Below are 25,616 nucleotides of genomic sequence, written 5' to 3' on the forward strand. Positions count from 1 at the left end.
CTTACCTTGATGACTTAGCTTTGAGGCATTATAGAACCGTTAATGACGAGGGGGATCCCTGTGTATTTTGTTTTTTTTGTCAAGTACAATTTATACCAAATTAGATGAGCTTACCCTGCCCCAATGCCATCCTAAAGGATTTAGCAGGGGCCCCCCTTTCTGTGGGGAAGTTTTTAGCATATTCTGTTTCAAATTCTGACCACGGGATTAGTTCGGCCATTTTTACCCAACGGTTAAGGAGTGACAATTTCCCACATGAGGGGAGTTCAAAGTCGGAAGGTGAGGGGTGAGCAAGCTCAGCTTTTTTGTACACGATCGCAGGTGGTGATGCACGGGTTTTGACCTATTTTACCTGTTAATCTTGCACTTTTTTCTCGATCGCGCGATCGAAAACCCAGACCACGCAATATGCGAGCGATTATTCAGCAAACCCTAAGTAGTTGCATAAAAATAATGTACATCTTCAAAACCCCAGTTTCTTGGAGAAACCGGGGTTCAATAAATTACCCAGTAGTTGTTAATTAGTCTCACGAACTTCCGGGGTAATTCCTTCAGGTTTTGCTGTTGTAGTCAGAAATTCCAAAATTTCGTCAGGAGTTAGGTTTGGATTCGCCTGAAGCATTAGAGCAACTACACCTGCAACATAGGGAGCAGCCATAGACGTTCCCGGCAGAAAGCCATAACCTACGTTTCCCAGCGTAATCGGAATTGTAGATAAGACTTCACGGCCCGGAGCAACCACAAAATTTGTTGGTATCGAACCAGCAGGATTGGAAAAAACTGTTACCTGTTTGCCTGGAAAACTTGTTACTGCTCCGACAGCTATTCCCAAATTATCGAAAGCATAAAATGCTGGAAAATTTGGTTCGCTAGGGTTGAACTTGTCCCTGTCATTTCCCGCTGACATCACCACAAAAACTCCTTTTTCCTTAGCATCTTCTAAGGCTTTCCGTAGATTTGGATCGAGGAACTTTGCTCCGGCCAAACTCATATTAATCACATCGGCGCCATTGTTTACCGCATAGCGAATGCCGTCAATAAGATTTGGACCAGATACATCACCTCCAACACTTCCCACCCTAATCGGCATAATCTGAGCATCATAAGCGACCCCATTCATTTCCAGTGTAGGATTGGGAGAATTGATGTCAATTCCATTTCTTTTAGCCCCAATGATTCCTGCTACGTGAGTTCCGTGAAACCCAAGCTGATCGTTTGAATCTGGGGAGACAGTAGCATCGCCATCTACAAAATCCCACCCATTTACATCATCAGTTTTTTCGTTGAGATCGTCATCAATACCATTCCCCGGAATTTCTTTAGGATTCCGCCAGATATTGCTCTGTAAATCGGGATGACTCAAGTCAACGCCACTATCCAGTACCGCAACCACCACACCTTTACCCGTGTATCCTGCTTTCCAGGCTGGGGCAACATTGAGGAGGTTTAAGTCTCCTATGTTATTCAATTTAGCAGCACTGGTGAGCGGGTTAGCAGCATCCAACTGCGGTTTACCAGTGGCAGCCGCAACTGCCGCTGCTGCATCCACCAGTCCGTAGCCAAACAAGCTGTTGAACTTATCTGTTGCCGGTGCAGCTAAGATGCTGAGGTTGTAGGGTGTGCTGCCTACAAAAGGGTTGACGCCGAGATAATAAGTACCTGCTGATAAACCCCTAAAGAAAATTTCCTCTGAATTGTTGCCTTGCTGTTGAGGAACGCCAAGAATTTCACCAAAATCAACCTTGTTGTTATTGTTGACATCTTGAAACAGCATTAAATCCGCATCTGTACCTGTCCACATTCCCCGCAAGTTGACTTGAAGGTTGCTGGGCTGTGGGAGATCAAATTTGTAGAGTTTCGCAGGTTGGTTCTCATCAACAAAGCCATCCCCCGAACCCTTGACTCCGCTGCTGAATGTACCAAGAGAAGTAACTTGATTCAGCAAAACCTGAATTGGCTTGAAAGTTATATTCAGGTTGTAGCTGGTGTTAGCTCCCCGTACACCTTGTCGAACTAAGACAGAGTATGTACTTGGTAAAGAAAACCTACTTATCATTACTTCTGGCTCAATTCCCAAATTCTGGGAGTCATAGATTTCCTCTGGACTCAGGCTACCATCTTGATTAGCATCTCTCGCAAACCGTAAATCAGCGTCCGCACTTAAACCATTGAGTTCTAATGTGATACTACTGGGTGTGTCAGTGGTGAAAGTGTAAATATCTTGGAAGTTGTTTTCACCTACGAAGCCATTCAGCCTAATTGAATTTTTCAGAGTACCCAGGTCTGTTAATCCTACTGCTGCTTTTCGTTCGGTTTGGGGTACAAAAGAGTCATTGCCACTACCACCAATTAGCGTGTCTCCACCCACATTGCTAACCGAACTATCTTGGTCATCAGAACCTGTAAGTATGTCGCTGCCTTGACTACCGTGCAGCGAGTCTGTTCCTTGACCTCCAACGAGGGTATTGTTCCCAAAGTTGCCAGAGATGAAGTCATCAAAGTTCCCGCCCAATAGAGAATCGTTACCGCTACCTCCTAACAGGAAATTCTGACCGCCACCGCCATCGCTCGATTCTGGAGATACCGAACCAATCACAGTATCATTACCTTGTAAAGCCCGCAGTCCTCCGCTGATGGGATTTAAAAGTCCTGGGGTTAGCCTGAAGTAATCAGAATTGGGAGTTAGATCTAAAAAATTACCGTCACTGCTGGAACTACTCATCATCAGATGCTCCTGGTCAGCTCAATAGGTATATCTTATCTATGGAAAAAGTTTCAACCCTGAAATCGCAAAGTTTTTTAATAATACTCAAAGAAAATTCTTAGGACTCAGGCAACAATCCTATAGATAGGTTTAACCCCACATCTTGCACCATTCTCAAGAACAGGCAAGATGCCCGTTCCACAAGGAGTAGATTTTCTTGTAAAACAGGCATCTTGCCTGTTCCTAAAACGCTAATTGAGAATGGTGCAAGATATAAGTTTAACCCCACATTCCGCAGGTCTTAACATTAATTGGGGATTTATTGGTAAGAGATGGCTGTAATTCTTTCTCTACAAGCCGAACGCTGATATGTAGAAATATGAGTTTTTATTAAGGAGTGTTTCTGGTTGCTCCATAGTCATTAATTATCGAGAATATGTTGGGAATTAAGTTACTAGGATGATGTTTGATCGTCAACATATTTTTGACTATGTTAAGAACTGCCGAATGTGGGTTTAACGACGGGTAATTGCCCTACAAAACGCTATATAACGCAAGTTCGAAGCGGACGAGTGCAACGGTCAACATAGAGTGTTTCTGAAGGTGAGTTCGACGGCGGAAATCCGAATTAATTAAAAGTGGAAATAGGAGCCTCTATGTCATACATAGATAACTTTTGAGCTTGGTATGTATACGCAATTAGACTTGCTACTAAATTCACCATAAAATTAGCAACGTTGCGAGGGTAGTAAGGAGTTTTTTCATAAAAAACTAAAAACTATAGTGAGGACTGAAGTCCAATGTCACTGAAAAAGTCTCGCTCGCCTAGCCTGTTTACCTTTTAAGATAGAGCGAGGTTCCTGCATTCGAGGATAGGGCTTCGGTCTGTGTTTCAACACCCTAGGTTCGGAACGATCGGGTCGCATCGTAAGTAAATTAGTTGCCACCTGCTCCAACAGCAATTGATGCCATTGTCGCTGTTGGTGTTTTCCTGTAGTTGCCAACAACGTCAATAACTGATTAAACTGCTGTCGAGTTGATTGGAAGGAGAGTTGAAAAGCTGTATGTTCTGACGAAGATACGGCCTGCCACATAATGGTACGTAATAAAGTGTAAGCCAATAAGTGTGCCCAGATATCCTTTCTGACCATTGCCGGAGTTTTAGCTGTTAACATCTCCATTTTCAAAGTTGTTTTAAGATGCCGGAGACTAACCTCAGCAGCAGACCAGCGCCGTCCATATAACTGAGTTAATTTTTGAACAGTGTAGCGCTGGGCATCCAGTAACGTTGTGACTACAATAATACGCTCAGCTCGAAAGCCACGGCGTTGAATTCGCAAGCAGACTTCCCGAACAATGAAATTAGATGGTAATTCCTCAAATTCCTCATTACTCATGTGTTTGGGACACTGTTGGGGCTTATTCCAGACTACTTGATGGTCACCAATTCCCAACTTCTTACCCCGCCCTTAAGTCGGTCTTACGGAGATGATTTTTCCGAAAAACAGCGTCTGCTCCCTGCTGTTTTACCAAAACTAAATCGACATAATTGCCGTAAGCTCTATCGGCTAATATCACATCGGAGGGAACTAAATTCGCATACAGCAGGCGACTCATCACAATCTCACTCGTCGCCAATGAAGCAATACCAGCCGATACCACTGCACCTGTGAGCAATGAAAAGAGTACTACCATTTTTGCAATCGGAAATCCACACCCAGTTTTTTGATTGCTGTGTTGCGGATACTCGGCTTGATTAGTAGCAGTATCACTCATGAGCACAGTTGTTCCGTCTAGAACCCGTACCGAGCGCCCACACCATTGTTGTTCTGTTGAAACTTGCTTTTCTAATGCCTCTGCCACTATGGGTACTAACTGTTGGACAAATCTTTCAGGTAGTCGTTGACGAGCTTTACTGTATGCCCCCGTGTCTGAAGAAGGAGGCTTGACTCCAGCTACACTCAGCCAGGTACTCATCCGCTTCACCGCTTGACTCAAACTTTTGTCTGGATCTAGTACCTGAGATACCATCGCCCATAAGATGACTATCGGTGTATAGACGCTGTTGTAGTATCTGAGATCCTCCTTCGCCAGAAGCTCTTTGACTTTAGAGTCTGGTAGCAATTCTTTCCAGGGTAAGGCGACGCTCTGTAAAAATTGTTGCTTGAGAATAGACGCACGATTGGGCATACTAGAGAGAGATATTTTGGTTTGTAAGGCAATTATCTACGCAGATAGTGCCTTACAGATTTTTTTTTGCTCACTTTTTCAGTGCCATTGGACTTCAGTCCTCACTACAAAACTATCGGGAACTGCTACTTTCCTACACTAAGAAATTCTGGACAACATAGTTCCCCACATTTCTACCCGCACTCAAGCCATTTACGTTAGCACTCATGAAATGGATGCCTCCGTAAATGCGACTCATGCCCGATTCGTCGGCCGCTTCGCTGAAGTTCTGATAGGTTCGCAAACTGTTGACAGATTGATCTCCCCGATCGGCAAAGCCGTAATCCGAACCAAATATATAACTCATAACGGCATCGGCTGCACCGCTAAAGGTACTGTGACCAGACGTGTACTCAGGGAACGGCGGAGTAGTTATCAGCGGAGTCCATAGGGGGTCGGCTGTCGTGTTGGGATTGTTGTCTGTGTCTGCTTGGCGAATAGCTGTCACCGGCCGCCACAAGTTGTACTCATACTTGGTATCCCAGCAACTAATAGCTGCATCGGCGAGAGCAATATTCAGCATGGCAAACAAGCGGGCGCTATCTTCCAGGGATGTGGCGGTGAGAGTTGCTGTTTCTTCGGCGATTTGATTCCAGTGGCCCGGAGGCGTAAACGTCCCAGCGCCGTTAGCCCAGAATTTGGCGATCGCAGTTTGGTCTGGGGTGCGGGTGAGGCTGTCACTTTTACCGATTTCTTTGACGTAGTTCACTTCCTCTGCGTACTTGGCGCTGTCAAGGGCGGGCGGGCCTGCCGGGCGGAACTGAGAACCGCTAGTCATGGCAAAGGGAGTAACTTCTCCCCACTGTGGCGCCAGCGCGGCGGCAAGGGCAGGGGGAGTCGGCACCCAACTACCGGGGTCGGTTTTGGGGGTGTACTGCACTACTTGCGTGATGCCGTCTGTACTCCGCGAACTGATAATTTGGTCAGCAACTTGCTGTCCGAGGGCAATCCCGTCTTCTTTAGCTTTGCCATCGGTAATTTTAGCTAAAGACGATGCGTATACTTCGTTGAATGTGGCTGCTTGCGCTGGGTAGAGGCTGACTAGGGTGCGGTGGGCTGCGGCTGCTGTGGCGGCTTCTGCTGATGTGCCTGCTGGTGCATCTATGTTGACCTGGTAATGGCTGTATTTTTTGCTGATCGAGTTAACAGCATCGTGAATGGCTGCGTGAACCATTGCCATGTTGCGGGAGGCGAGGGGAGGCGCGGTGTTGCCTGTCCGCACTGCATTCAGCATGACTCCGTTCCACTCAATGACAGGGTTTCCCGATAGCTGACTTGTGAATTGGTCGCGGTTGATTGTGTTGCTGTTGACTCCCGCCAATACTACTAAATACTCGCCCGTGAGTTTGTCTTGAATTATAGTGCTGTTGCTGTTGACGCCGGTGCCTTGCTGGATGTTTAAATCTTCAAAGCTGAGGCCGTCTAGCAATCGAATTTTGTCATTGCCGTTGCCGAAGTCGGCGATGTAGTCGGCGGCAGCTACAGTTGGGCCGCCACTGCCTTTAGCAATGGCAAATATATCATCGCCTGTGCCACCGCTGATGGTATCGCTACCTACGCCTGCGTAGATGATATCGTTGCCGGAATCGCCACCAATTAGGTCGCTGCCTTTGCCTCCCCAGAGGATGTCATTGTCTGCACCAGCAAGAATCGTATCGTTACCTTGGTCGCCGCAGATTTTGTCTTTGCCTACATCGCCTTCTAGATAGTCGTCTCCGTTGTTGGCATAAATTATGTCGTTGCCATCCAATCCGTTAAATCTGTCTGGTTGGGTGGTTCCTTCAAGATAGTCAAATTTAGGACTAGGGGTGAGGGATGCCATGTTTCTTTATTGGATATTTTGATTAAAGCCCAAAGGTTAGTACCGTCTGTAGATGCTTAGGTGTGTTTACCCCTGATTTAATAATATTAAACTTTCTGGTTGATAAGTAAACGCCACAACCAAGCTTTATTTAATATTTAACGGGCTTTTTATGAAGTTGGGCGCTTTGAATTTGCGTAAAAATACAGATATTGAAACTGCATTAGATACTGCAACGTTGTTAATTTTTTATAAAAAAACGTTTTTTTTATCTTTAGAGCAAGATAATTTTTACCAGCATAAAAGGTGCGGATTGTGTAACTGAATAAGTATATGTTGATTAAGCACTTCTCAAAGCTGCGATCGGGTCGAGTTTGGCGGCTTGGCGGGCGGGGACAACGCCGAAGAAGAGGCCAACTGCACCGGATACACTGACCGCAAGGGCGATCGCCACGGGTGATATTCCAGCTTGCAATGGGGTGAAATTACCTACAAGCAAGATACCACCAACACCTACGCAAGTACCGACTATCCCTCCGGCAGCGGATAAAATCACAGCTTCGACAATAAATTGAAATAAGATATCTTGGTGGGAGGCGCCGATCGCCTTTCTGAGCCCGATTTCCTGAGTGCGTTCGCTGACGGACACCAGCATAATGTTCATAATCCCAATGCCACCGACTAATAGGGAAATGCTGGCAACAGCAGTTAACATCAGAGTCAAAGCGCCGGAAATTGCCCCCATTCTTGCCATTAAATCTTTCTGATTTCTGACAGTAAAGTCATCTTCGGTAGTAATTTTGTGCCGCAATCTCAGCAAGTTTTCCACCTGAAATTGCGCCGCGTCCATTTGCAATTCATCTTTAATCGAAATAAATATCGACGTGACAGCTAAACCATAGGGAGATTTGCGCCCGACTATGCGATTGGCCATTGTGGTGATCGGCACAGCGGCGGAATTATCAAAATTCGTACCAAAAGATGTGCCTTTGGGCGCCAATACTCCAATTACTTTGACGCTGACATTTTGGATACGCACCTGTTCGCCCAAGGGATTTGTATTGCCAAAAAGTTTCTCTGCTAATTCTGAACCGAGAACCACAACTTGGTTACTTTGCTTAACATCTAGTTCGCTCAAAAACCGCCCTTTGGCCATTTCAAAGCTTCTGACTTCTAGAAATTCGGGAATCGTGCCAAAAATTAGAGACGAAACATTTTTGTTGCTGTAGCGAACTATTTCGGAACTGTTAAGTTCTGCTGACACGCCTTGAACGGATGGGACTTGAGTTGCGATCGCCTTTGCGTCTGGCAGTACGAGAGTTTGAGGCGCACTTGAGATGGTACTTCGCCTAGCGTTGGGAACTCCCGGCCTCACGATTAATACGTTTGTACCCAGGGATTGAACTTGTCCTGCTACAAATTTTTGAGCTCCTTCTCCAATTCCAATCATGGCAATTACTGAAGCGTTGCCGACAATCATGCCAATCATTGTTAAACTGCTGCGAGTTTTGTTGGCTAGTAGTGTTTGACCGGCCATTTTGACGCTTTCAATAAAATTCATAATTTGGGAATTGGGAATTGGGAATTGGGCATCGGGCATCGGGAATTGGTAATTGAAACCAACAAATAACCAATGACTAATGACTAATGACTAATGACTAATAACTAATGACTTCTTAAGCACTTCTCAATGCCACAATCGGGTCTAATTTAGCAGCTTGTTTTGCAGGTACGATGCCGAAAAATAAGCCGATACTGCCGGAAACACCGACTGCAAGTGCGATCGCCATTGGCGAAACACTAGCTTGCAGGGGAGTAACAGCAGCTACTAAAAGCACGCCACCGATACCGAATCCAGTGCCGATCACCCCGCCTGCTGCTGACAAAATCACAGACTCTATCATAAACTGAATCAGGATATCCTGCTGAGAAGCTCCGATCGCCTTTCTCAATCCAATTTCCTTCGTGCGTTCCGTAACAGAAACCAGCATGATATTCATAATCCCGATGCCGCCGACAAACAGCGAGATTGCCGCCACGAAAGCTAACATCAACGTCAAAGCACCAGTAATACTGCCCAAAGTATTCATTAAATCTTTCTGGTTACGAACAGTAAAATCGTCTTCTTTAGTAATTTTGTGCCGCAATCTGAGCAAGTTTTCTATTTGAAATTGAGCTGCTTGCATCATAGTTTCATCTTTGATAGCAACCGAAATAAATGTTACTTTTGTACCGTAGGGAGACGATCGACCAACAATTCTATTTGCCATTGTTGTCAGCGGCAAATAAACATTCATATCTTGATTGTCTCCAAAACTTGAGCCTTTAGCCTGCATGACACCAATCACTTGAAAACTCGAGTTTTTTATGCGAATGTATTGACCAATTGGCTGTGTATTGCCAAACAATTGTTCGGCAGCTTCCGATCCTAAAGCAACCACATTTTCTTGTCTTTCTAAATCTAATTTGTTTAAAAATCGACCTTGACCAACATCAAAGCTTCTGACTGTCAGAAATTCTGGGGTAGTTCCGACAATGGAAGATGAGACATTTTTGTTGCGGTAGGTAACGAGTTGACTGTCATTGAGAGTGGGTGCGACTTCTTGGACAGAAGGAACTTGAGATGCGATCGCCTCTGCATCCTCCACTACTAAAGTCTGAGGTGGAATCACCGGGCGGCTTTGCGCTTCAGGACTTCCGGGAATAATAAATAGCAAGTTTGAACCCAGAGAGTTAACCTGTCCTTCGATAAATGTTTGAGCTCCTTCTCCGATACCGATCATCGAAATGACAGAAGCATTGCCTATGATAATTCCTAACATCGTCAAGGTGCTGCGAAGCTTGTTTGCCATCAAAGTTGTGACGGCCATTTTGACGCTTTCAACAATATCCATAATTCGATTTTAGATTTTGGATTTTAGATTTTAGATTTGGGAATTGGGATTATTCGATTTTAGATTTTAGATTTGGGATTTGGGATTGGATTATTCGATTTTAGATTTTAGATTTTAGATTTGGGATTTGGGATTTGGGATTGGGATTATTGGTGTCAACTTAATATTTAAACCCATAATAAACTCGCTTGTAGCCGAGTCTATATCCCCCTAAATCCCCCTTATTAAGAGGGACTTCGACTGCTCTTGTCCCCCCCTTGTTAAGGGGGGTTAGGGGGGATCTCCGGGTGGGAAAACACCGTAGAGCGATCGAGATAAATAAGGCCCCATGCCCTATGCCCCATGCCCCATGCCCTATGCCCTATTTCTGATTCTTGATAATATCCTCTAATTTTTTACCTTGAGGAAGTTCCGTAAAAACGCGATCGCCCGCTGCGGCACCCTCTAAAATCTGAATCTTATTGCCAATAGTCGAGCCAACCGTAACAGGCTTAAACTTCGGCTGTTGTTTCTCATCAGGAACTAGCACACCCGTTTGACCTTTATTAGTCACAATTGCTACCGTCGGCACAACTAAAGCATTGCTCAGCTTTTGACCGACAAATCTCAAATCTACATTCATCCCCGATTGCAGCGACTCTTTGCCCGTATCAATGGCAACTCGCACTTGAAATAGGGTCACATCCCGTTCCTTAACAGCTTCCGGTGCAATTAATTTAACGCGACCTTTAAAGACTTTATCTGGATAAGCATCGGCGACTATTTCAACTTCTTGACCCGGTTTAATTTGACTGATATCAGCCTCCGGGACTTTCGCCAAAACTTCCACATCTCTAGCTAGAGCAACAATCGATGTCGAAGTTGCCGAAGTAGCTTCTGATGCCGAAGTTGCCGGAGTTACAAAAGCTCCTTGAATGGCGTATCTTTGGGTAATAATTCCAGCAAAGGGAGCGCGAACTTTCGTATCTTCTAACTGCACTTCTTGAAAGCGGACTTGAGCTTGAGCTTCGGCTAATTCAGCTTGAGCTTGAGCTATTTCTTCCGGGCGAGAACCATTTTCTTGTGCGGCCAATTGGCTTTTTGCTTCAGCAACTGCTGCTTCGGCTTTGGCGATTTCTTCGGGACGGTTGCCGTTCTCTACTTGCGCTAATTTGCTTTTAGCTTCGGCAACTTCTGCTTCAGCTTTGGCAATTTCTTCCCATCGCGTGCCGTTTTGCAATTGGTTCAACGCTTGCTGCTCGACTTGCACAGCAGCTTGCAGTTGCTGAATTTGCGACAGCCGATTTTCTTGTAGTTGTTGCAGGCGTCTTTGAGATTCTATTAATTTAGCTTGGGCTGTACGATTTTCTTTAATTAATTCATCGAGTTTATCTTTAGCTAAAGCACCTTCTTCCACTAACGGCCGATTCCGTTCCACCCGTTGAGCTGTTAGTTCGGCTTGGGCTTTACTCGAGTCAATTTGCGTTTGTGCTTGGGCAATTTCTTGTTTGACACTACCAGTTTGAGCGTCTGCTAAACGAGCTTGAGCTTGGGCTAAACGAGCTCGCCCTTGGCTGACTTCTTCAACGCGGCTGCCGGCTCGCAGTCGCTGTAAGCCAGCTTGAGTTTGCTGCAAGCGGGCTCTGGCTCCTGCAACTTCTTCAACGCGGCTGCCGGCTTGGGCTTGCGCCAGACTGGCTTCGGCTTGATCTAAGCGCGCTCGGGCGCTGGCGATGTCTTCCGATCTATTCCCGGCTTCAATTTTGGCGAGTTTTGCTCGCGCGCTAGCTTCGCGGGCTTTAGCTTGAGCTAGTTGAGCTTCTACATCGCGGCTTTCCATGCGGGCCACGATTTGTCCTGCTTCAACTTTATCGCCCTGTTCGACAAACAATTCTGCGATCCTGCCGGAGCCTTTAGGGCTGAGATTCACGCGCTGTACGGGCTGCACCGTCCCGCTGGATGTGATCCGCACCGTGAGGTTTTGCGCTTCCACCGGCACTGTCATAGTGGCGATCGCATCTACTTTCGGCTGCGATCGACTTTTTGCTATATATATGGTGGTCGGTACAGCTAGCAACCCGGCTGCAACCAACCCAATCGCCCACCGCTGCGGTTTGCGCGCGGGTTTCTTCGGAGACTGCTTTTGGGCGGTTTTGTTATCTGCAATTTTAGTCTCTGCGGCCTTGGTGTCTACAGTCTGAGTATCTTCCACCTTGACCTGAGCAGTTTCCTTTTTAGGGCTAACGATCATACCGACTCACCTAATTTAATCTCAGGATTACCTTAAAGGTAAAATTTTTGCTGATGCTTGGCATCGTCTTTCAGACTCATCCGATCGGGTGATTTATAAAAAGTTCCCCAACCAGCACCTGTAAACAATTATAGCTAATCTTTGCAAGTTATTACAAAATGTTAAGTTTTTTCAGCCAAAAGAGGTGGATCTAAACAAAATCGCTCCTGGATGCTGGCAAATAAAAATATATTTTAATAAATAATATCATTTTTGCTGCTGAGAAGCGCGCTCCTCAGCAGCAAAAAAGGCGGATCGGGCAGCGGGCGATCGACTACAGTAGGTCATTGCGGACTCGTGTTAGCGATCGCAGCGCGATCGGTCAGTGAATCGCTCGTAACGACACAGTATGGACACACTTAATTCTCATAAACCCGGTTTCACGGGTAGCGGTGCGTAAGTCCTGAATACATATCCACCCTGTGCCCACAACAGGTTAAAATATTTTTCAAATCCGTTAAAAATGGGAAATAAAAACAATGAATCGTCCTCAAAGCGTTACAGTTCTGGCAATCTTGCAGCTAATTAGCGGCGTATTCAGCCTCCTTGACGGCTTGTTCATCTTACTTTTTGCTGGCATTTTTGGCGGTATCGGTGCGGCTGTCGGCGGGGCAAAAGTTGGCACTGTAATCGGCGGCTTCATTGCCATTTTTGCTGGAATTAGTTTTATTTTAGGCCTCCTCTCTTTACTCTTAACTTGGGGTTTGTTTCACCTCAAAAATTGGGCTTGGACGGGAACGTTAATTGTCCACATCATCGCCACCCTCGCGCAAATTGCCAAAATGTTGGGCAGCGGCGGTACAGCAGTCAATTTTTTAACTCTGGGTTTTGCAGTGGCGAGCATTTACTACTTGCTGCGACCGGATGTTAAACAAGCATTTCGTGTCTGATTTCCTTTTCATTAACGGTACTGAATTCTCGGATCGAAAAAAGCATAGGAAATATCAACCGCCAAATTAATCAGTACAAAAGTTACAGCCACAAAAATAACTCCTCCTTGGACAATGGGGTAATCCCGCGTCAGAATACCGCTATAAATCCAAGAACCAATTCCCGGCCACGAGAAAATCGTTTCAGTCAGAATAGCGCCGCCTAAAAGAGTGCCGAACTGCAAACCAATAGTTGTGACGATCGGCAAAAACGCATTTTTCAAAGCGTGTTTCAAAATCACCCAATATTCCGGCAAGCCCTTAGCCCTCGCAGTGCGGATGTAATCTTGAGAAAGCACTTCCAGCATCGCAGAACGAGTGATGCGAGCTATAATAGCCAGAGGAATAGTTCCTAAAGTCAAAGCTGGAAGGATTAAATGGGCGATCGCATCCCGCAAAGCCGCCACATCCCATCTCAGCAACGCATCCAAAACATAAATACCCGTAATCGACTTAAAACCAAACCCCAAATCTACACTAATGCGCCCGCTAGGAGGCAGCCATTTCAGATAAACAGCAAACAAATAAATCAAAATCAATCCCAACCAATACACCGGCAAAGATACGCCAATTAACGAACCGCTCATCGCGAGATTGTCCAGCCAGCTATTTTTCCGAACCGCCGCCACAATTCCCGCCGGAATTCCGATAACCAGTGCCACCAACATCGCCACCACAGACAGTTCAAAAGTAGCAGGCCAGCGACTTGTAATTTCATCAATTATGGGAATACCGCTAATAATACTATTTCCCAAATCGAAGCAGATCAAACTCCATAAAAAAGCAAAATATTGCAAAGGCAAAGGCTGATTCAGACCCAACCTTGCTCTCAAAATTTCCACTTGTTCGGGAGTTCCACGTTCTCCCAAAAGCACTGTAGCTGGGTCTCCCGGTATCAAATGCAAAAATATAAATACTAGCAGAGTGATTCCGAAAAGGACTGGCAAGAGTCCCAGCAAACGTTTAACAATATATTGAAACATCAGTTGATCTCATTCACCTTGCAAATTTGCCAAAATCTGATCGACCGTTTCTTCTACCGTTAGATTGGTTGAATCCAGCCAGTAGCCAAGGCGAGGAGTTTCGGTACGGAGAATGCGATCGAAGGCATAAACCATTGTTTCGTTGGCATATCCGGTTTTCGTTCTTGCTGCATCCCGTGCAGCTACAACTTCTGCATTCGGACACAGAACGATCGCGGACAACGGCACATCGTGGAAAGTGGCAAGTACCTCAGCCAGCGCCGAACCAATGATGATGTCTTGATAAACGACCGTAAAACCAGCCTGGAGATAGTGTCGCGCTGCCATTGCTGCCAGGTGATACCGCAGTTGAAGCTGCTGATATGCCTCTGCTGACAAATTTAACGCCATTTCCGCCTGTCCATTGACAATCATGCGACGAAAGATATCGCCGCGAAGGTGGACACTTTTGGGCAACCGTTCGGCAAGGGATTGGGCCACACTTGACTTTCCGGCAGCCATGTTCCCGGTAATCAAAATAATTTGTGGCCGATGATTTGCAGGTTGCTGGTTGCTCTCCATACCGTTTGTTAAGGTAAATTCATGTAAAGTATGATAACCGAGGAGAGGTTTCTCGATCTAAACTCTCAATTTTTGCTCACTTCCTCAAAAGACTCAGACCCCAAAGGACTCGGAACCCAACCTTGAATATTCTTGCGTTTCCCTAAAAGTGGCTGCGAATGTACGATCGGCAAACGCACAGCTTCCCCATGCAAAATCTCGCTAACTTCCGCATAAATTTTCGCCCTAGCTGCTTTATCCCCACTCGCCCTCCCCCGATCCAAAAGTTCCAGAACTTTCGGATTTTTCCAATTTCCCAAATCCGCCGTCGAACCCGGCCCGAAGTGAGGATAATAAAAATTGTCTGGATCGCCATAATCTCCAGTCCAACCCATCATAAAAGCTTGAAAGCCCGGTGGTTTGAGGCGATCGGCTAAATAAGCAGACCAATCCTTTGTCAGCAATTTTACCCGAATCCCGATCGCGCTCAAATCCGCCGCCAAAGCCTCAGCAATCGGCTTCGGCGTGGGAAAATAGGGACGGCTGACAGGCATATACCACAAATCCAAATCAAAACCGTTCGGATAATCGGCTTTCGCGAGCATTGCTTTAGCTTGCTGTGGGTTAAATTCATAATCTTTAACTCGATCGGACGCCGCCCAATTCAGCGCAGGCGGGATAAATTGCGAATCATGTTTTCCGAGTTCTCCCCAGAAAGCTTTGACTATTGCTGGCTTGTTAATTGTTTGGGCGATCGCCTGCCTGACTTCTGGTTTTGACAAAGGTTCGTAAGTCGGATTTAAGGCTAAATAACCGACATTAAAAGAAGGTCGCACAACAGCTTCTAAATTAGGATCTCCCTGAACCTCTTTCAGTTGATCCGGCGTTAAATCCACAGTAAAATCAAGTTGTCCAGCTCGCAACTGAGCCAGTCTCGCCGCCGGGTCGTCAACAAAGCGAAATACCAATTGATTGACTTTTGGCGTGCCAGTTTTCCAATAATTCGGATTTTTCTCCAAAACAATGCGATCGCCCGATCGCCATTCCTGAAACATAAAAGGCCCAGTACCCACCGCTACCGACCCCGGAGTGCCGTATTTAGCACCCGCTTTTTTCACCGCCGCCGGACTCGCCATCCCGAAATAACCCGACCCAATCGCCGAGGGAAAAGCAGCAAAAGGTTGATTTAAAACAAACTTAATCGTAGACTTATCAACAACTGCCACATCTTTTACCAAGGAATTTTTATCTCCCTTGAAACTACCAAAAAAATTCTTCCAAATTGGATAAGTTTTGCCAGATTCTCGAAAACCGTTAGGATTTTTGGCATCCCACCAGCGATCCACATTAAACTTAACAGCTTCCGCGTCAAAATCCGTACCGTCGTGAAACTTTACCCCGGAACGCAACTTAAAAGTCCAAGTTTTGCCATCTTTAGAACTTGACCATTCAGTAGCGAGACTCGGCTCAAGTTCCACAGTTCCCGGTTTGAAATCAGTCAAGCGATTGTAAATTTGGTCGATAACAATCACCGAATTGCCATCAGTAATATTTCCCGGTTCCAGATTAACCGGCGGCCCGCCCGCACCGTAAACTAAAGCCCCAGCCGGAACCGCAGCAGGAGTTGGCCCAGTTGGAGAATTATTGCTAACCGTGTTTGAGGGCGTGCCGCAATTTGATAAAATTACAGCCATCCCAAAAACTATACTTAATAAAACTAAACGCCAAGCTTTTAACAATCTCATTTCAATAGCTCCGGTTTAATAGGAAATTTTACTCATATCAATAAATTCTAATTTGCTCTTTCTCTCCCCTCTGTGGTCTCTGCGTTCTCTGCGGTTCATTTAGTAAATTCTATATTAACAACCCATCTAAATTAACAAACCAAATAGAGCAGCCTGATGATATCATGCTGGATAACAAAATCTCAACCCACACATTTACATTAGGTGACGCAACCAGCATGAAAGCCAACGTTTTCGCCCCAGCTAGAGGGGTCATTCGATTGTAGATTTTAGATTGTAGATTTTAGATTTCCTCCATGAATTTGGGGGGAGCATAAACATTCCTTTTCACACCCAAAATATTTTTGAATATCTGCATATAACAACCCGATTCAGAATTCGCCAACATCAATATTTTTCTCTTTCTCTGCGCCAAGAGCGCCCTCTACGGTTCGTTGAAAAAAATTTACACTTCAAGCAATACGATGGCTATATGCGATCGCACCCACCCTACAAATCCAAACTTTCTTCACCAATAGTTCCCAGTTCCCCGCTACCCAGCAACTCTTCCTCCTCTACCTCCTCACTCCCAGAGTCGAAACTTTCCACCACAAACGGTAAACCAGCCGCCATCAAACCCCGTTGAATCAGTTCCGGCGTTTCCTCAAACAAAACAAATAGCGGATGAACCGCTTCAGCTTCATCACTGTAAATATGCCTGTAGCGGTATGGCATCACCCATTCGTAACCTTTGTCCAGCCAAACCTGAGACTGCCGCCAGCGGCCAAGCAACTCAGAAAACTCTTCGCCCGGACGATGAATGAAAATCAAAATTTCCACTCCAATTTTAACTTTCCATTCAGGATCGCACATCAAAATCGCCAAATCGCAGGGCAAACAAACTGCCTGTCCGGGCGATATGCTAGTGCCGCTGCTTCCGGCATAAGAAACCCCGTCTCGCAAGCGCGCAATGGGCAAAGGAATTGTGATTAAACTCTCATGGGCGCGGCGGATACTCGGAATCATTTCCATGTAAACCCGATATTTTTTCAGCAGGGCGATCGCGGCCGAAGATTCGCTGTACTCTGCTAGTAAAGTCTCGTAATGTGATTGTTTAACAGACATTTTCAAACCAAAGAATAAGTAATTACTAATTGCTGCTAATTGCTAATCGATCGCTTCTCGTTACCAGCAAGACCCCATTTGTGACAACCTAAGCTCAAGTTCCCCAAAGGGGGGAACTTGAGCTTGCCTACAGGCCTTAGTGTGTAACGCGAACAGCGATTTAAGCATTGATTTCTCTGGGCTACCAATGCCTGGAGAATGCTTACAGCCTTTTTATTTACAAGGTTTGAGCCATTGACCGTCTCAAGATTAAGCCCGATACAATGCCTCTTTCTCATTTTATGCCGCTCGCCTGAACTTGATCTGAGCCAAAAAGGTAATCTGGTCTGTAAGGTCTGACTCTGCGAGCAACATGGGAAAACGACGTACTATAAATCCAGATCGTATTCGCCATCGGAATGTACCAGTTCGCCTCAACTGAAGTGATCGCAGCCAGAGTGCAAGAATTGCTGTCAATTCTCCAAGCTCAAGATCGCCACGCAGCAATCTGATAAATCATAAGATTGCTCATAAGTCAACCTAAAACCTAAATTTTTACAAAAATCGGCTAATTTTAAAGACTTGTTAAAGTAATGAGGGGTTGTACCCCCCATAAGTTAGAGTCAGATATTATAGATGCACCCTGATGGCTTTCCCGTTCCACAAGAGCGGGATTTTTATTATTGGAAAGCCGGAGCGTTAAGTTTCACAATACCTACTACAGATAAAATGACGTGGGGATGCCAAGATTAAAGATATAGCAGAGCTAAAGCTCAAACTAGGGAGCCGATCGATCAAACCTCACCCCTAACTCTGCGAAATAACCCAAAGGCGGTAGCATAGTTTGGGAAACGGCATCAACTGAAGATGAACTTAGCGCCAGCAACAGTCCTGCAACAGGGCAAATACACAATTAACGCGACTTTAGGGATAGGAGGGTTCGGCATCACTTACCGAGCTATCCACACCCATTTAAACCAAACCGTCGTACTCAAAACCCTCAACGAAAGTCTGCGCCAACACCCAGAATCTGCCCAATTTCAGCAGCAGTTTATTGCCGAAGCCCAACGCCTGTCGCGGTGTCAGCATTCCAACATAGTCAGGGTAATCGACTTTTTTGAAGAAGCCGGACAGTCTTTTATTGCAATGGACTACATTCCGGGCCAAACTCTCGCCCAAATAGTCGAAACCGATCAGCCGCTGCCAGAAGCCCAGGCCGTGCACTATATTCGGCAAATAGCCTCAGCCGTAAGTACAGTTCATCACAGCGGATTGCTGCACGGAGATATCAAGCCAGAAAATATTATCCGGCGAGCTGATTCTCACGTAGTAATGTTAATAGATTTCGGAATTCCCCGTGGCTTTACCGCCGGCACCAAACAAACCCACACTAACTTGCTCTCCCCCGGATACGCGCCGATCGAACAATACCTCTATGACGGTAAATGTACACCGGCCACTGACATCTACGCGATCGCAGCCACCCTCTACTACTTACTCTCCGGCGTGGCCCCCGTAGCAGCACCCCTGCGCGATCGCATCCCCTTGACTGAGTTACGGCAATTTCAGCCCAACCTCAGCCCAAGAATCGAGCGAGCCATCCTTCAGGGACTCGAAATCGACCCCCACAACCGCCCTCAGACAGTGGAAAATTGGCTCACCATGCTGCAAGAAACAGAGCGAGTATCAGTAAAAAGAAAAGGCAAGCAAAGCCTAAGATTGCCCGCACCTCCCCCGCCACAGTTGACTTTTGTGGCATTTGTCGTAACGGCTGCAATTGCAGGCTGGATGGGTTTTGACCTAGCATCGCACTACAACAGCACCAGTCTCAGTAATAGTCCCAAAATTGAATCCTTCCCATCTCTCGAAGATTTGCTCAAATCCCGCGATTTGTCAGAGCCGATGTTCGGACAGCCGTCTGTCGAAAGCACCCCTCTCTACCCCATCGAACTCAACAAGCGTCCCAAACCCCCCTTAGACAGCAGCAACATTCCCGAACAGATCGACGAACCCTCAGAAACTAGCGCCGAACCTTCTGAGTCCCCAAGCCAGGAAACTGGCGCTCCAGATCCCGAAGCGGAACCTGAGCCATCGCCGACGCCCGATCCCGCAGAGGAGCCTTCTGAGTCTCCCATTCCAGAGCCTCAAACCGAAATCAAGCCATATCCCCAACCAGAAGCCGCACCAGTACCTGAAGTTGCGCCCCTGCCGCCAGAACCGCCCGCCGCACCCGCCCCGCCTGCCCCTGAGAGTGCTAGCGCTGAAACCTTGCCGCCGTCGGAATCCCCGTCGCCAGTAATAGCCTCGCCGATCGAGCGATCGCCTGAGCCTGCGATACCAAGCAGCAGTGACAACAATTCAGATAGTTCGATCGCACCTAATTCACCACCCCCTGTGGCAGATCCCACGATGCCTTTTCCCGAACCTGCGACAAATTAGTATGGTTTTTGTTGGTTAAAAGTGCGGACAAATACTTGGTTTTATGAGTCAGGAAATATCCGCTCAGTAGTTGAGATAATAAGGCCCTACCTAGCCAACGACTATCTTCCAAAAACTTCCGTCGAATCTGAAAATCCCAACAGTCGCCGTCTGAGTTTATCGAATATTTCCTATTCCCTCTGCAATCCAAATGCCCGCAAAAAAATGCAGGACTATGTTCTATTTTGATTTAAATTATGTTAGAATATGTGCGCGGCGCTGAGGTGGTGTGATGTCGCGTATCAATACTGCCCTCGCTGCAAACATTTTGGTACAAAGCAACCCCAACCTCGAATTTGAGCCAGTGTCAGCGAGGCTTTTGGGCTAAGCTGTGGCGCGTTAGACTGTTCTAACTCTCAACAATCCCATCCCCGACAATGGGGTGGGATTGTCAATTCCCCCAAACTTCCTTCCTTTGGGAGCAAGCATCATTGGGGACAAGCAAGTTATAATTTGTTGCGGAAGCGCACAGAGATTTTTTATGAGTAAACCCCCAGTTCATGCTTTTTTTGTAGGCAGAGCACTTGCCGAAGCACTGTACGAGCAATTAGAAAGCGCAGCAACCAACGCTTTCTCTGAACTCGGCAAATTTGACGCAGAACAAAGAGAACGCCTGCGGCAGTTCACAGATCGAGTTGTGGAACGGGCAAATCGTGCTTCGGATGAGGCGATGCAGACCAGAACTGGCACTGCAAGCACCACCACTATTCAAGACATCCATCCTGGAGAGTTGCAAGCGACGATTGACGAGCTGCGCGCCGAAGTGGCTCTGGTGCGATCGGAATTGCAGCGTTACCGCAGCAGTTTGCCCTAGCGCTCGATTCGACCACAACTATTATTTACTACGTGAGCGCATTGCTTTGCGCTCCTGCGCTCCTACTTCCAATCAAAGCAACAACATAAAATAAGCAAGTTGGGAACCCAAGTGTCTGCTCTCCTTGATGACTCTGTTAATCGCCACCGCTCCCCCAAGCACACTGGCGAAGCCGATGAGCCAAAAACTGCTAGTAAATCCTACAAAAGTAAAGCTTATCGCTGGAATCGCGAAAAATACTCCCGGCAGCGGCGCTTCTTCGACATTTGGGCCTTTGTCTTGCTCTGGCTGGCTTCCCTCTGGCTCGACAGCAAAAATTGGAGCTACTGGGGAGGCGTGACTGAAGAAAAGAAAGTTGCCAGACGCCGCTTTCAAGCTATCTGGGTTCGAGAAACACTCTTGGATTTGGGGCCAACTTTCATTAAAGTTGGGCAGTTATTTTCCACCCGCGCCGACTTGTTCCCAGCAGAGTTTGTGGAGGAACTTTCTAAGCTGCAAGATAAAGTCCCTGCTTTCAGCTACGAGCAGTTAGAAGTAATTGTCGAGCAAGATTTAGGCAAGACAGTTCAAGAACTCTACCGCAGCTTTGACCCGGTGCCTTTGGCCGCTGCAAGTCTGGGTCAGGTACACAAAGCTCAACTGCATTCGGGCCCGGAAGTGGTGGTCAAGGTGCAGCGACCGGGACTGCGGAAGCTGTTCGAGATCGATTTGCAAATTCTTAAGGGAATTGCCCGCTACTTTCAAAACCATCCTAAGTGGGGCCGCGGCCGCGATTGGATGGGGATTTATGAAGAATGCTGTCGCATTCTGTGGCTGGAAATTGACTATCTCCATGAAGGTCGCAATGCTGATACTTTTCGTCGCAATTTTAGCAACTGTGACTGGGTGCGGGTGCCGAGGGTTTATTGGCGGTACGCGGCTCCGCGAGTGCTGACTTTGGAATACCTGCCAGGGATTAAAATCAGCCACTACGAAGCTTTGGAAGCGGCCGGTATCGATCGTAAATTAATCGCTCAGTTGGGCGCAAAAGCTTATTTGCGCCAGTTGCTCAACGACGGCTTTTTCCACGCTGACCCACACCCCGGCAACATCGCTGTTAGTGCTGACGGTTGTCTGATTTTCTACGATTTTGGCATGATGGGGCAAATCCAGTCGAACGTCCGCGAAGGACTGATGGAGACGCTCTACGGCATTGCTTCCAAGGATGGACAGCGGATTATGGATTCTCTGATCAATTTGGGAGCGTTGGTGCCTACGGGTGATATGAGTCCGGTGCGCCGCAGCATCCAGTATATGCTGGATAACTTCATGGACAAGCCTTTTGAAAATCAGTCTGTGAGCGCGATTACCGACGACCTTTACGATATTGCCTACAACCAACCTTTTCGGTTCCCAGCTACTTTTACTTTTGTAATGCGAGCTTTTTCCACCATCGAAGGGGTGGGCCGAGGCTTAGATCCCGAGTTCAACTTTATGGAGGTGGCACAACCTTTTGCCATGCAGCTTATGACTAATGGAAATGGCCATGATACAAGTAGCAGCATTTTTAACGAAATCGGCCGTCAGGCGGCTCAGGTGAGTTCGAGTGCTTTGGGTTTGCCTCGCCGGATTGAGGAGACTATTGACAAACTCGAACAGGGAGATTTGCGGATTCGCGTCCGTTCGGCCGAAACAGAGCGCTTGCTCCGCCGCATGAGCAGCGCTCAAATGGGCACGAATTATGCTTTGCTGATGAGTGCTTTTACTTTGTCGGCGACAATTTTGTTTGTCAGCAATCAAGTCTGGCCGGCTGTCGCTGTTGCCGTGCTGGCGGCGGGTGCAGGGTTTGCTATGCTGCGTTTGTTCAAGCGGATCGATCGCTTAGACAGGATGTCATAATGGGGCAATTTGGGATTTGAAATTTCAGGTTTGAGATTTCTCGCCAGCCAAAATTTGACCTCGAATGTTAAGTTTTGGCTGCAATACCACAAATTGCTAAAATTTACAACACTTACGCGCTTTGAGGCTAAAAACCCGGTTGCTGCCTAAGTTTTTCGCCAGATAAACCTCTGATTTTGGGTATAAATCCTGTTTTTTTTGCAGGTGCTGCTTAATTTACTGGGTTTACCGAAATTTTAAGACGGGATTACCATCATATCGATCTACAATATGAGGTCAAGGAACTGCAATTTTTCCAAAACTCGCGATCGCGGGCTGCAGAATTTCAAGTCCGTTCGGGATTTAAGTTTTGGAATAAAAAATTGCACCCCATTAAATCAAGCTTTTAAGTTCGATGAGTCCAATCACCCAATCTATGAAACGCTCTTTCGCAGGTAAGACAGACACAGGGCTAGTTCGTTCCGTAAATCAGGATTCGTACTACATAGACTCTGACGGGCGATTTTTCATAGTGGCCGACGGAATGGGAGGACACGCCGGAGGTCAAGAAGCCAGCCGGATTGCGACTCAGGCGATTCAATCTTATTTGCTCGAACATTGGGAAGGGCCAGAGGATTCTCCGCTGTTGTTGGAAAAGGCTTTTTTAATTGCCAATCAAGCAATTTTGACGGATCAGCTCGACCACCCGGAGCGTGCTGATATGGGTACTACGGCTGTGGTTCTAATGTTTAGGGATGAGGGCCGACCCTGGTGCGCTAATATCGGTGACTCTCGCTTGTATCGGCTACACGGCTCTCGCTTGGAACAGATTACTGAAGACCAGACTTGGGTGGCTCAGGCTGTGAAAAGAAAGGCCCTAACTCCTGACCAGGCTCGCACTCATCCTTGGCGTCACGTTTTGTCCCAGTGTTTGGGCCGCGATGATTTGCGGGAGATAGATATTTTGCCGGTGGACGTGCAGCCTGGGGATCGCTTGCTGCTCTGCAGCGATGGCTTGACTGAAGAACTTTCCGATCCTTTGATTGCTTCGCCTCTGAAGTCGATTCGCGCCTGCGAGGGCGCCGCAAATGCTTTAATTCAAGCTGCTAAGGATAAAGGTGGACGCGATAATATTACTGTGGTGATCGTAACGATCGACCTCAAATAATATTCGATTGCCCGATCGCACCCGACCATCTAAAATCGAAAAATCGAAAAATCGAAAAATCGAAAAATTGAACAATCTAAAATCTAAAATCTAAAATCTAAAATAGAATGACCCGCGTTATCGGTTTGATCAGCGGCACGTCGGTGGATGGCATTGATGCTGCTTTGGTGGATGTGGTCGGTTCTCAAACAGACTTGAAAGTGCAATTGGTGGCCGGCAAGACTTTCCCTTATCCTGCTAATTTGCGATCGCAAATTCTCTCGGTTTGCAGTGGCTCAGCTTTGTCAATGGCTGAACTAGCAGAATTAGATGATGCCATCGCCCAAGAATTTGCGACGGCGGCATTGACAATTCAAGCAGAATATGATAAAGCCGAATTAATCGGCTCTCACGGTCAAACCGTCTACCACCGACCTGCTGGGAAAGCCCAGAAAGACAGCGCCGGTGGGTTAATGGGTTACAGCTTGCAACTCGGGCGGGGCGCGCTAATTGCGGAATTGACAGGAATTACTACTGTCAGTAACTTTCGATCGGCAGACATTGCTGCAGGGGGTCAAGGAGCACCCTTAGTGTCAATAGTTGATGCCTGCCTGCTGGCGGAACCCAACATCAGCCTCTGCATCCAAAATCTGGGGGGGATTGGCAATGTTACCTATCTTCCGGCCAGAGGAAAAGGGGGAAACAATGACGAGTCTGAGATTTTCAGTTTTGGGGATGGCATATCGGGCTGGGATACAGGCCCGGCGAATTCCCTGTTAGATTTGGCAGTACAGCACTTCTCAGGCGGAACTAAGACGATCGACGAAGGTGGAGCTTGGGCGGCATCGGGCACTCCCTGTCAAGCTTTAGTTGAGGAGTGGCTCGCATCAGACTTCTTCCGCCAAGCACCGCCGAAATCAACGGGGCGAGAGCTATTTGGTGTAGACTATTTTGACAGGTGTTTGGTCGAGGCCCAAGGTTACAACCTCAGTCCTGCTGACGTGCTGGCCACTCTGACAGAACTGACTGTTGTCTCGATCGTTCACAGTTACCAAACTTTTTTACCGGCTATGCCCGATCGAGTTTTACTATGCGGGGGCGGCAGCCACAACCTCTACTTAAAACGCCGATTGCAATCTCAATTGCATCCAGTGCAAGTGTTGACTACTTCTGAGGCAGGCTTGAATGTAGATTTTAAAGAGGCGATCGCTTTCGCGGTTTTAGCCGCATGGCGGGTTCGGGGCATTCCCGGCAATCTGCCTCAAGTTACTGGTGCCCGGACATCGGTACTTTTAGGAGAAATTAACTCTTGTTGGCACAGTTGGGCGTGATAGCATAGAGTCTGAGGGACAACGGCTGTGCGTTGTTGCACCAGCATTGTAGCCAGCAGGAAAAGCATAGGAACAGCACTGTGGCTCACACGTTTTTAATGGAATCTGGCCAATGGACGCTCGAAGGAAGCTGGATTGAGCGCAATGGCGTGCCAATTACGGTTAAGGGCAAAACTTTAGTGAGCTGGAACCGAACAGATTGGTTCAGTATGGTGACAAAGCTCGTATTTCCTGGAGGCGATCGCGAAGAGATTATTTTGCAGTACCGAGGACACCTCAACAGCGATGAACGGCAGTATACTTTTGTACTCCAACACAGCGAACTCGCCCGCGTCGAGGGGGAAGGTTGGATTGCTCCCCAGTCGATCGTCCAGCGTTACTGGGTATTGGGAGACGAACGCCAGCGGCGGACGGGTTTTGATACCCTTCACCGGGTTGATGACAACCGCTACTACCAATCTAGCGGCATCATGTCTGGTCATTACTTGACGAGTACAATGGAGGCGACTCTGGAACGTCAGCCGGAATAACTCTTTCTAGAGTCCACAGTTGCCAGTTCTAGGGATTGATGTGAAAACTGAAGGTTTTGCTAGTCGGGGGTCGCGCTCAGATGTCCGACTAGCGCCATTGTTGTCAAACCTCATCCGCTGCAAATAAACACAAATATATTGAATTGTTAAAAATTTTAAGTGGTTAAAAAATTAACACTTACTTATTATTAATAGTTGTCCAATTTTCGAGTTGAGGCGCGATAAATTATCTTTGCACTCTCCAGTGGTGTCGATCGACAAACTGCTTACCTCGACTTCCAC

Annotated in this window: 17 protein-coding genes and 2 pseudogenes; 8 read left to right on the forward strand and 11 right to left on the reverse strand. The window is 46.9% G+C overall.

The annotated features are described in order from the left end of the window. Nucleotides 1-118: 118 nt before the first annotated feature. From Q5691_RS16190 to Q5691_RS16220, 7 genes and pseudogenes are all read right to left on the reverse strand, one after another. Nucleotides 119-313, reverse strand: a pseudogene (locus Q5691_RS16190) (IS5/IS1182 family transposase); the annotation flags it as partial. Between the two features lie 204 nt (nt 314-517). Next, the gene (locus Q5691_RS16195; RefSeq protein ID WP_333215997.1) at nt 518-2,725 is read right to left on the reverse strand and encodes a S8 family serine peptidase; all 2,208 of its coding nucleotides are present in this window, start codon (nt 2,723-2,725) and stop codon (nt 518-520) included. 782 nt (nt 2,726-3,507) lie between these two features. After that, nucleotides 3,508-4,894, reverse strand: a pseudogene (locus Q5691_RS16200) (IS4 family transposase). 133 nt (nt 4,895-5,027) lie between these two features. Next, nucleotides 5,028-6,755 carry a phosphatase PAP2 family protein gene (locus tag Q5691_RS16205; protein WP_333345618.1) on the reverse strand — a complete coding sequence of 576 codons (1,728 nt, stop codon included), beginning with the start codon at nt 6,753-6,755 and terminating at the stop codon, nt 5,028-5,030. A 319-nt stretch (nt 6,756-7,074) separates the two neighbouring features. After that, on the reverse strand, nt 7,075-8,295 hold the full coding sequence (locus Q5691_RS16210) for an ABC transporter permease (RefSeq protein WP_333215685.1): 1,221 nt from the start codon (nt 8,293-8,295) through the stop codon (nt 7,075-7,077). Between the two features lie 115 nt (nt 8,296-8,410). Next, complete coding sequence (locus Q5691_RS16215) at nt 8,411-9,628, reverse strand: ABC transporter permease (protein ID WP_333345621.1); 1,218 nt, start codon at nt 9,626-9,628, stop codon at nt 8,411-8,413. A 361-nt stretch (nt 9,629-9,989) separates the two neighbouring features. Further along, a complete protein-coding gene (locus tag Q5691_RS16220; RefSeq protein WP_333345624.1) occupies nt 9,990-11,858 on the reverse strand; it encodes an efflux RND transporter periplasmic adaptor subunit in 1,869 nt (622 codons plus the stop codon). Nucleotides 11,859-12,110: 252 nt separating this feature from the next. On the opposite strand from Q5691_RS16220, the gene Q5691_RS16225 reads away from it, so the two are divergent. Continuing rightward, nucleotides 12,111-12,260 carry a hypothetical protein gene (locus Q5691_RS16225; protein WP_333215679.1) on the forward strand — a complete coding sequence of 50 codons (150 nt, stop codon included), beginning with the start codon at nt 12,111-12,113 and terminating at the stop codon, nt 12,258-12,260. Nucleotides 12,261-12,376: 116 nt separating this feature from the next. Beyond that, the gene (locus Q5691_RS16230; RefSeq protein WP_333215677.1) at nt 12,377-12,787 is read left to right on the forward strand and encodes a hypothetical protein; all 411 of its coding nucleotides are present in this window, start codon (nt 12,377-12,379) and stop codon (nt 12,785-12,787) included. 11 nt (nt 12,788-12,798) lie between these two features. On the opposite strand, the gene Q5691_RS16235 is transcribed toward Q5691_RS16230, so the two are convergent. The 4 genes from Q5691_RS16235 to Q5691_RS16250 all read right to left on the reverse strand — a co-directional run bounded on the left by Q5691_RS16235 (nt 12,799) and on the right by Q5691_RS16250 (nt 17,198). After that, nucleotides 12,799-13,809 (reverse strand): ABC transporter permease, encoded by a 1,011-nt coding sequence (locus tag Q5691_RS16235; protein ID WP_333215675.1) that lies wholly within the window; start codon nt 13,807-13,809, stop codon nt 12,799-12,801. 9 nt (nt 13,810-13,818) lie between these two features. Beyond that, nucleotides 13,819-14,370 carry an AAA family ATPase gene (locus tag Q5691_RS16240; protein WP_333215673.1) on the reverse strand — a complete coding sequence of 184 codons (552 nt, stop codon included), beginning with the start codon at nt 14,368-14,370 and terminating at the stop codon, nt 13,819-13,821. 65 nt (nt 14,371-14,435) lie between these two features. Further along, a complete protein-coding gene (locus Q5691_RS16245) occupies nt 14,436-16,094 on the reverse strand; it encodes an ABC transporter substrate-binding protein (RefSeq protein ID WP_333345628.1) in 1,659 nt (552 codons plus the stop codon). Between the two features lie 489 nt (nt 16,095-16,583). Next, nucleotides 16,584-17,198 carry a hypothetical protein gene (locus Q5691_RS16250; RefSeq protein ID WP_333215669.1) on the reverse strand — a complete coding sequence of 205 codons (615 nt, stop codon included), beginning with the start codon at nt 17,196-17,198 and terminating at the stop codon, nt 16,584-16,586. 846 nt (nt 17,199-18,044) lie between these two features. Here Q5691_RS16250 and Q5691_RS16255 point away from each other — a divergent pair. The 6 genes from Q5691_RS16255 to Q5691_RS16280 all read left to right on the forward strand — a co-directional run bounded on the left by Q5691_RS16255 (nt 18,045) and on the right by Q5691_RS16280 (nt 25,334). Beyond that, nucleotides 18,045-19,616, forward strand: coding sequence for a protein kinase domain-containing protein (locus Q5691_RS16255; protein WP_333215667.1), 1,572 nt, complete (start codon nt 18,045-18,047; stop codon nt 19,614-19,616). 520 nt (nt 19,617-20,136) lie between these two features. Next, entirely contained in the window at nt 20,137-20,469 is a 333-nt protein-coding gene (locus Q5691_RS16260; protein ID WP_333345631.1) for a DUF6825 family protein, read from the forward strand. Nucleotides 20,470-20,580: 111 nt separating this feature from the next. Next, entirely contained in the window at nt 20,581-22,347 is a 1,767-nt protein-coding gene (locus tag Q5691_RS16265; RefSeq protein WP_333311833.1) for an AarF/ABC1/UbiB kinase family protein, read from the forward strand. A gap of 415 nt (nt 22,348-22,762) precedes the next feature. Beyond that, on the forward strand, nt 22,763-23,494 hold the full coding sequence (locus tag Q5691_RS16270) for a PP2C family serine/threonine-protein phosphatase (protein WP_333064224.1): 732 nt from the start codon (nt 22,763-22,765) through the stop codon (nt 23,492-23,494). 107 nt (nt 23,495-23,601) lie between these two features. Continuing rightward, nucleotides 23,602-24,804, forward strand: coding sequence for an anhydro-N-acetylmuramic acid kinase (locus tag Q5691_RS16275; RefSeq protein WP_333215664.1), 1,203 nt, complete (start codon nt 23,602-23,604; stop codon nt 24,802-24,804). Nucleotides 24,805-24,884: 80 nt separating this feature from the next. Next, nucleotides 24,885-25,334 carry a hypothetical protein gene (locus tag Q5691_RS16280; protein ID WP_333042233.1) on the forward strand — a complete coding sequence of 150 codons (450 nt, stop codon included), beginning with the start codon at nt 24,885-24,887 and terminating at the stop codon, nt 25,332-25,334. Nucleotides 25,335-25,616 lie beyond the last annotated feature (282 nt).

The organism is Microcoleus sp. w1-18aA5 (assembly GCF_036701705.1).
Taxonomy (GTDB): Bacteria; Cyanobacteriota; Cyanobacteriia; order Cyanobacteriales; family Microcoleaceae; genus Microcoleus.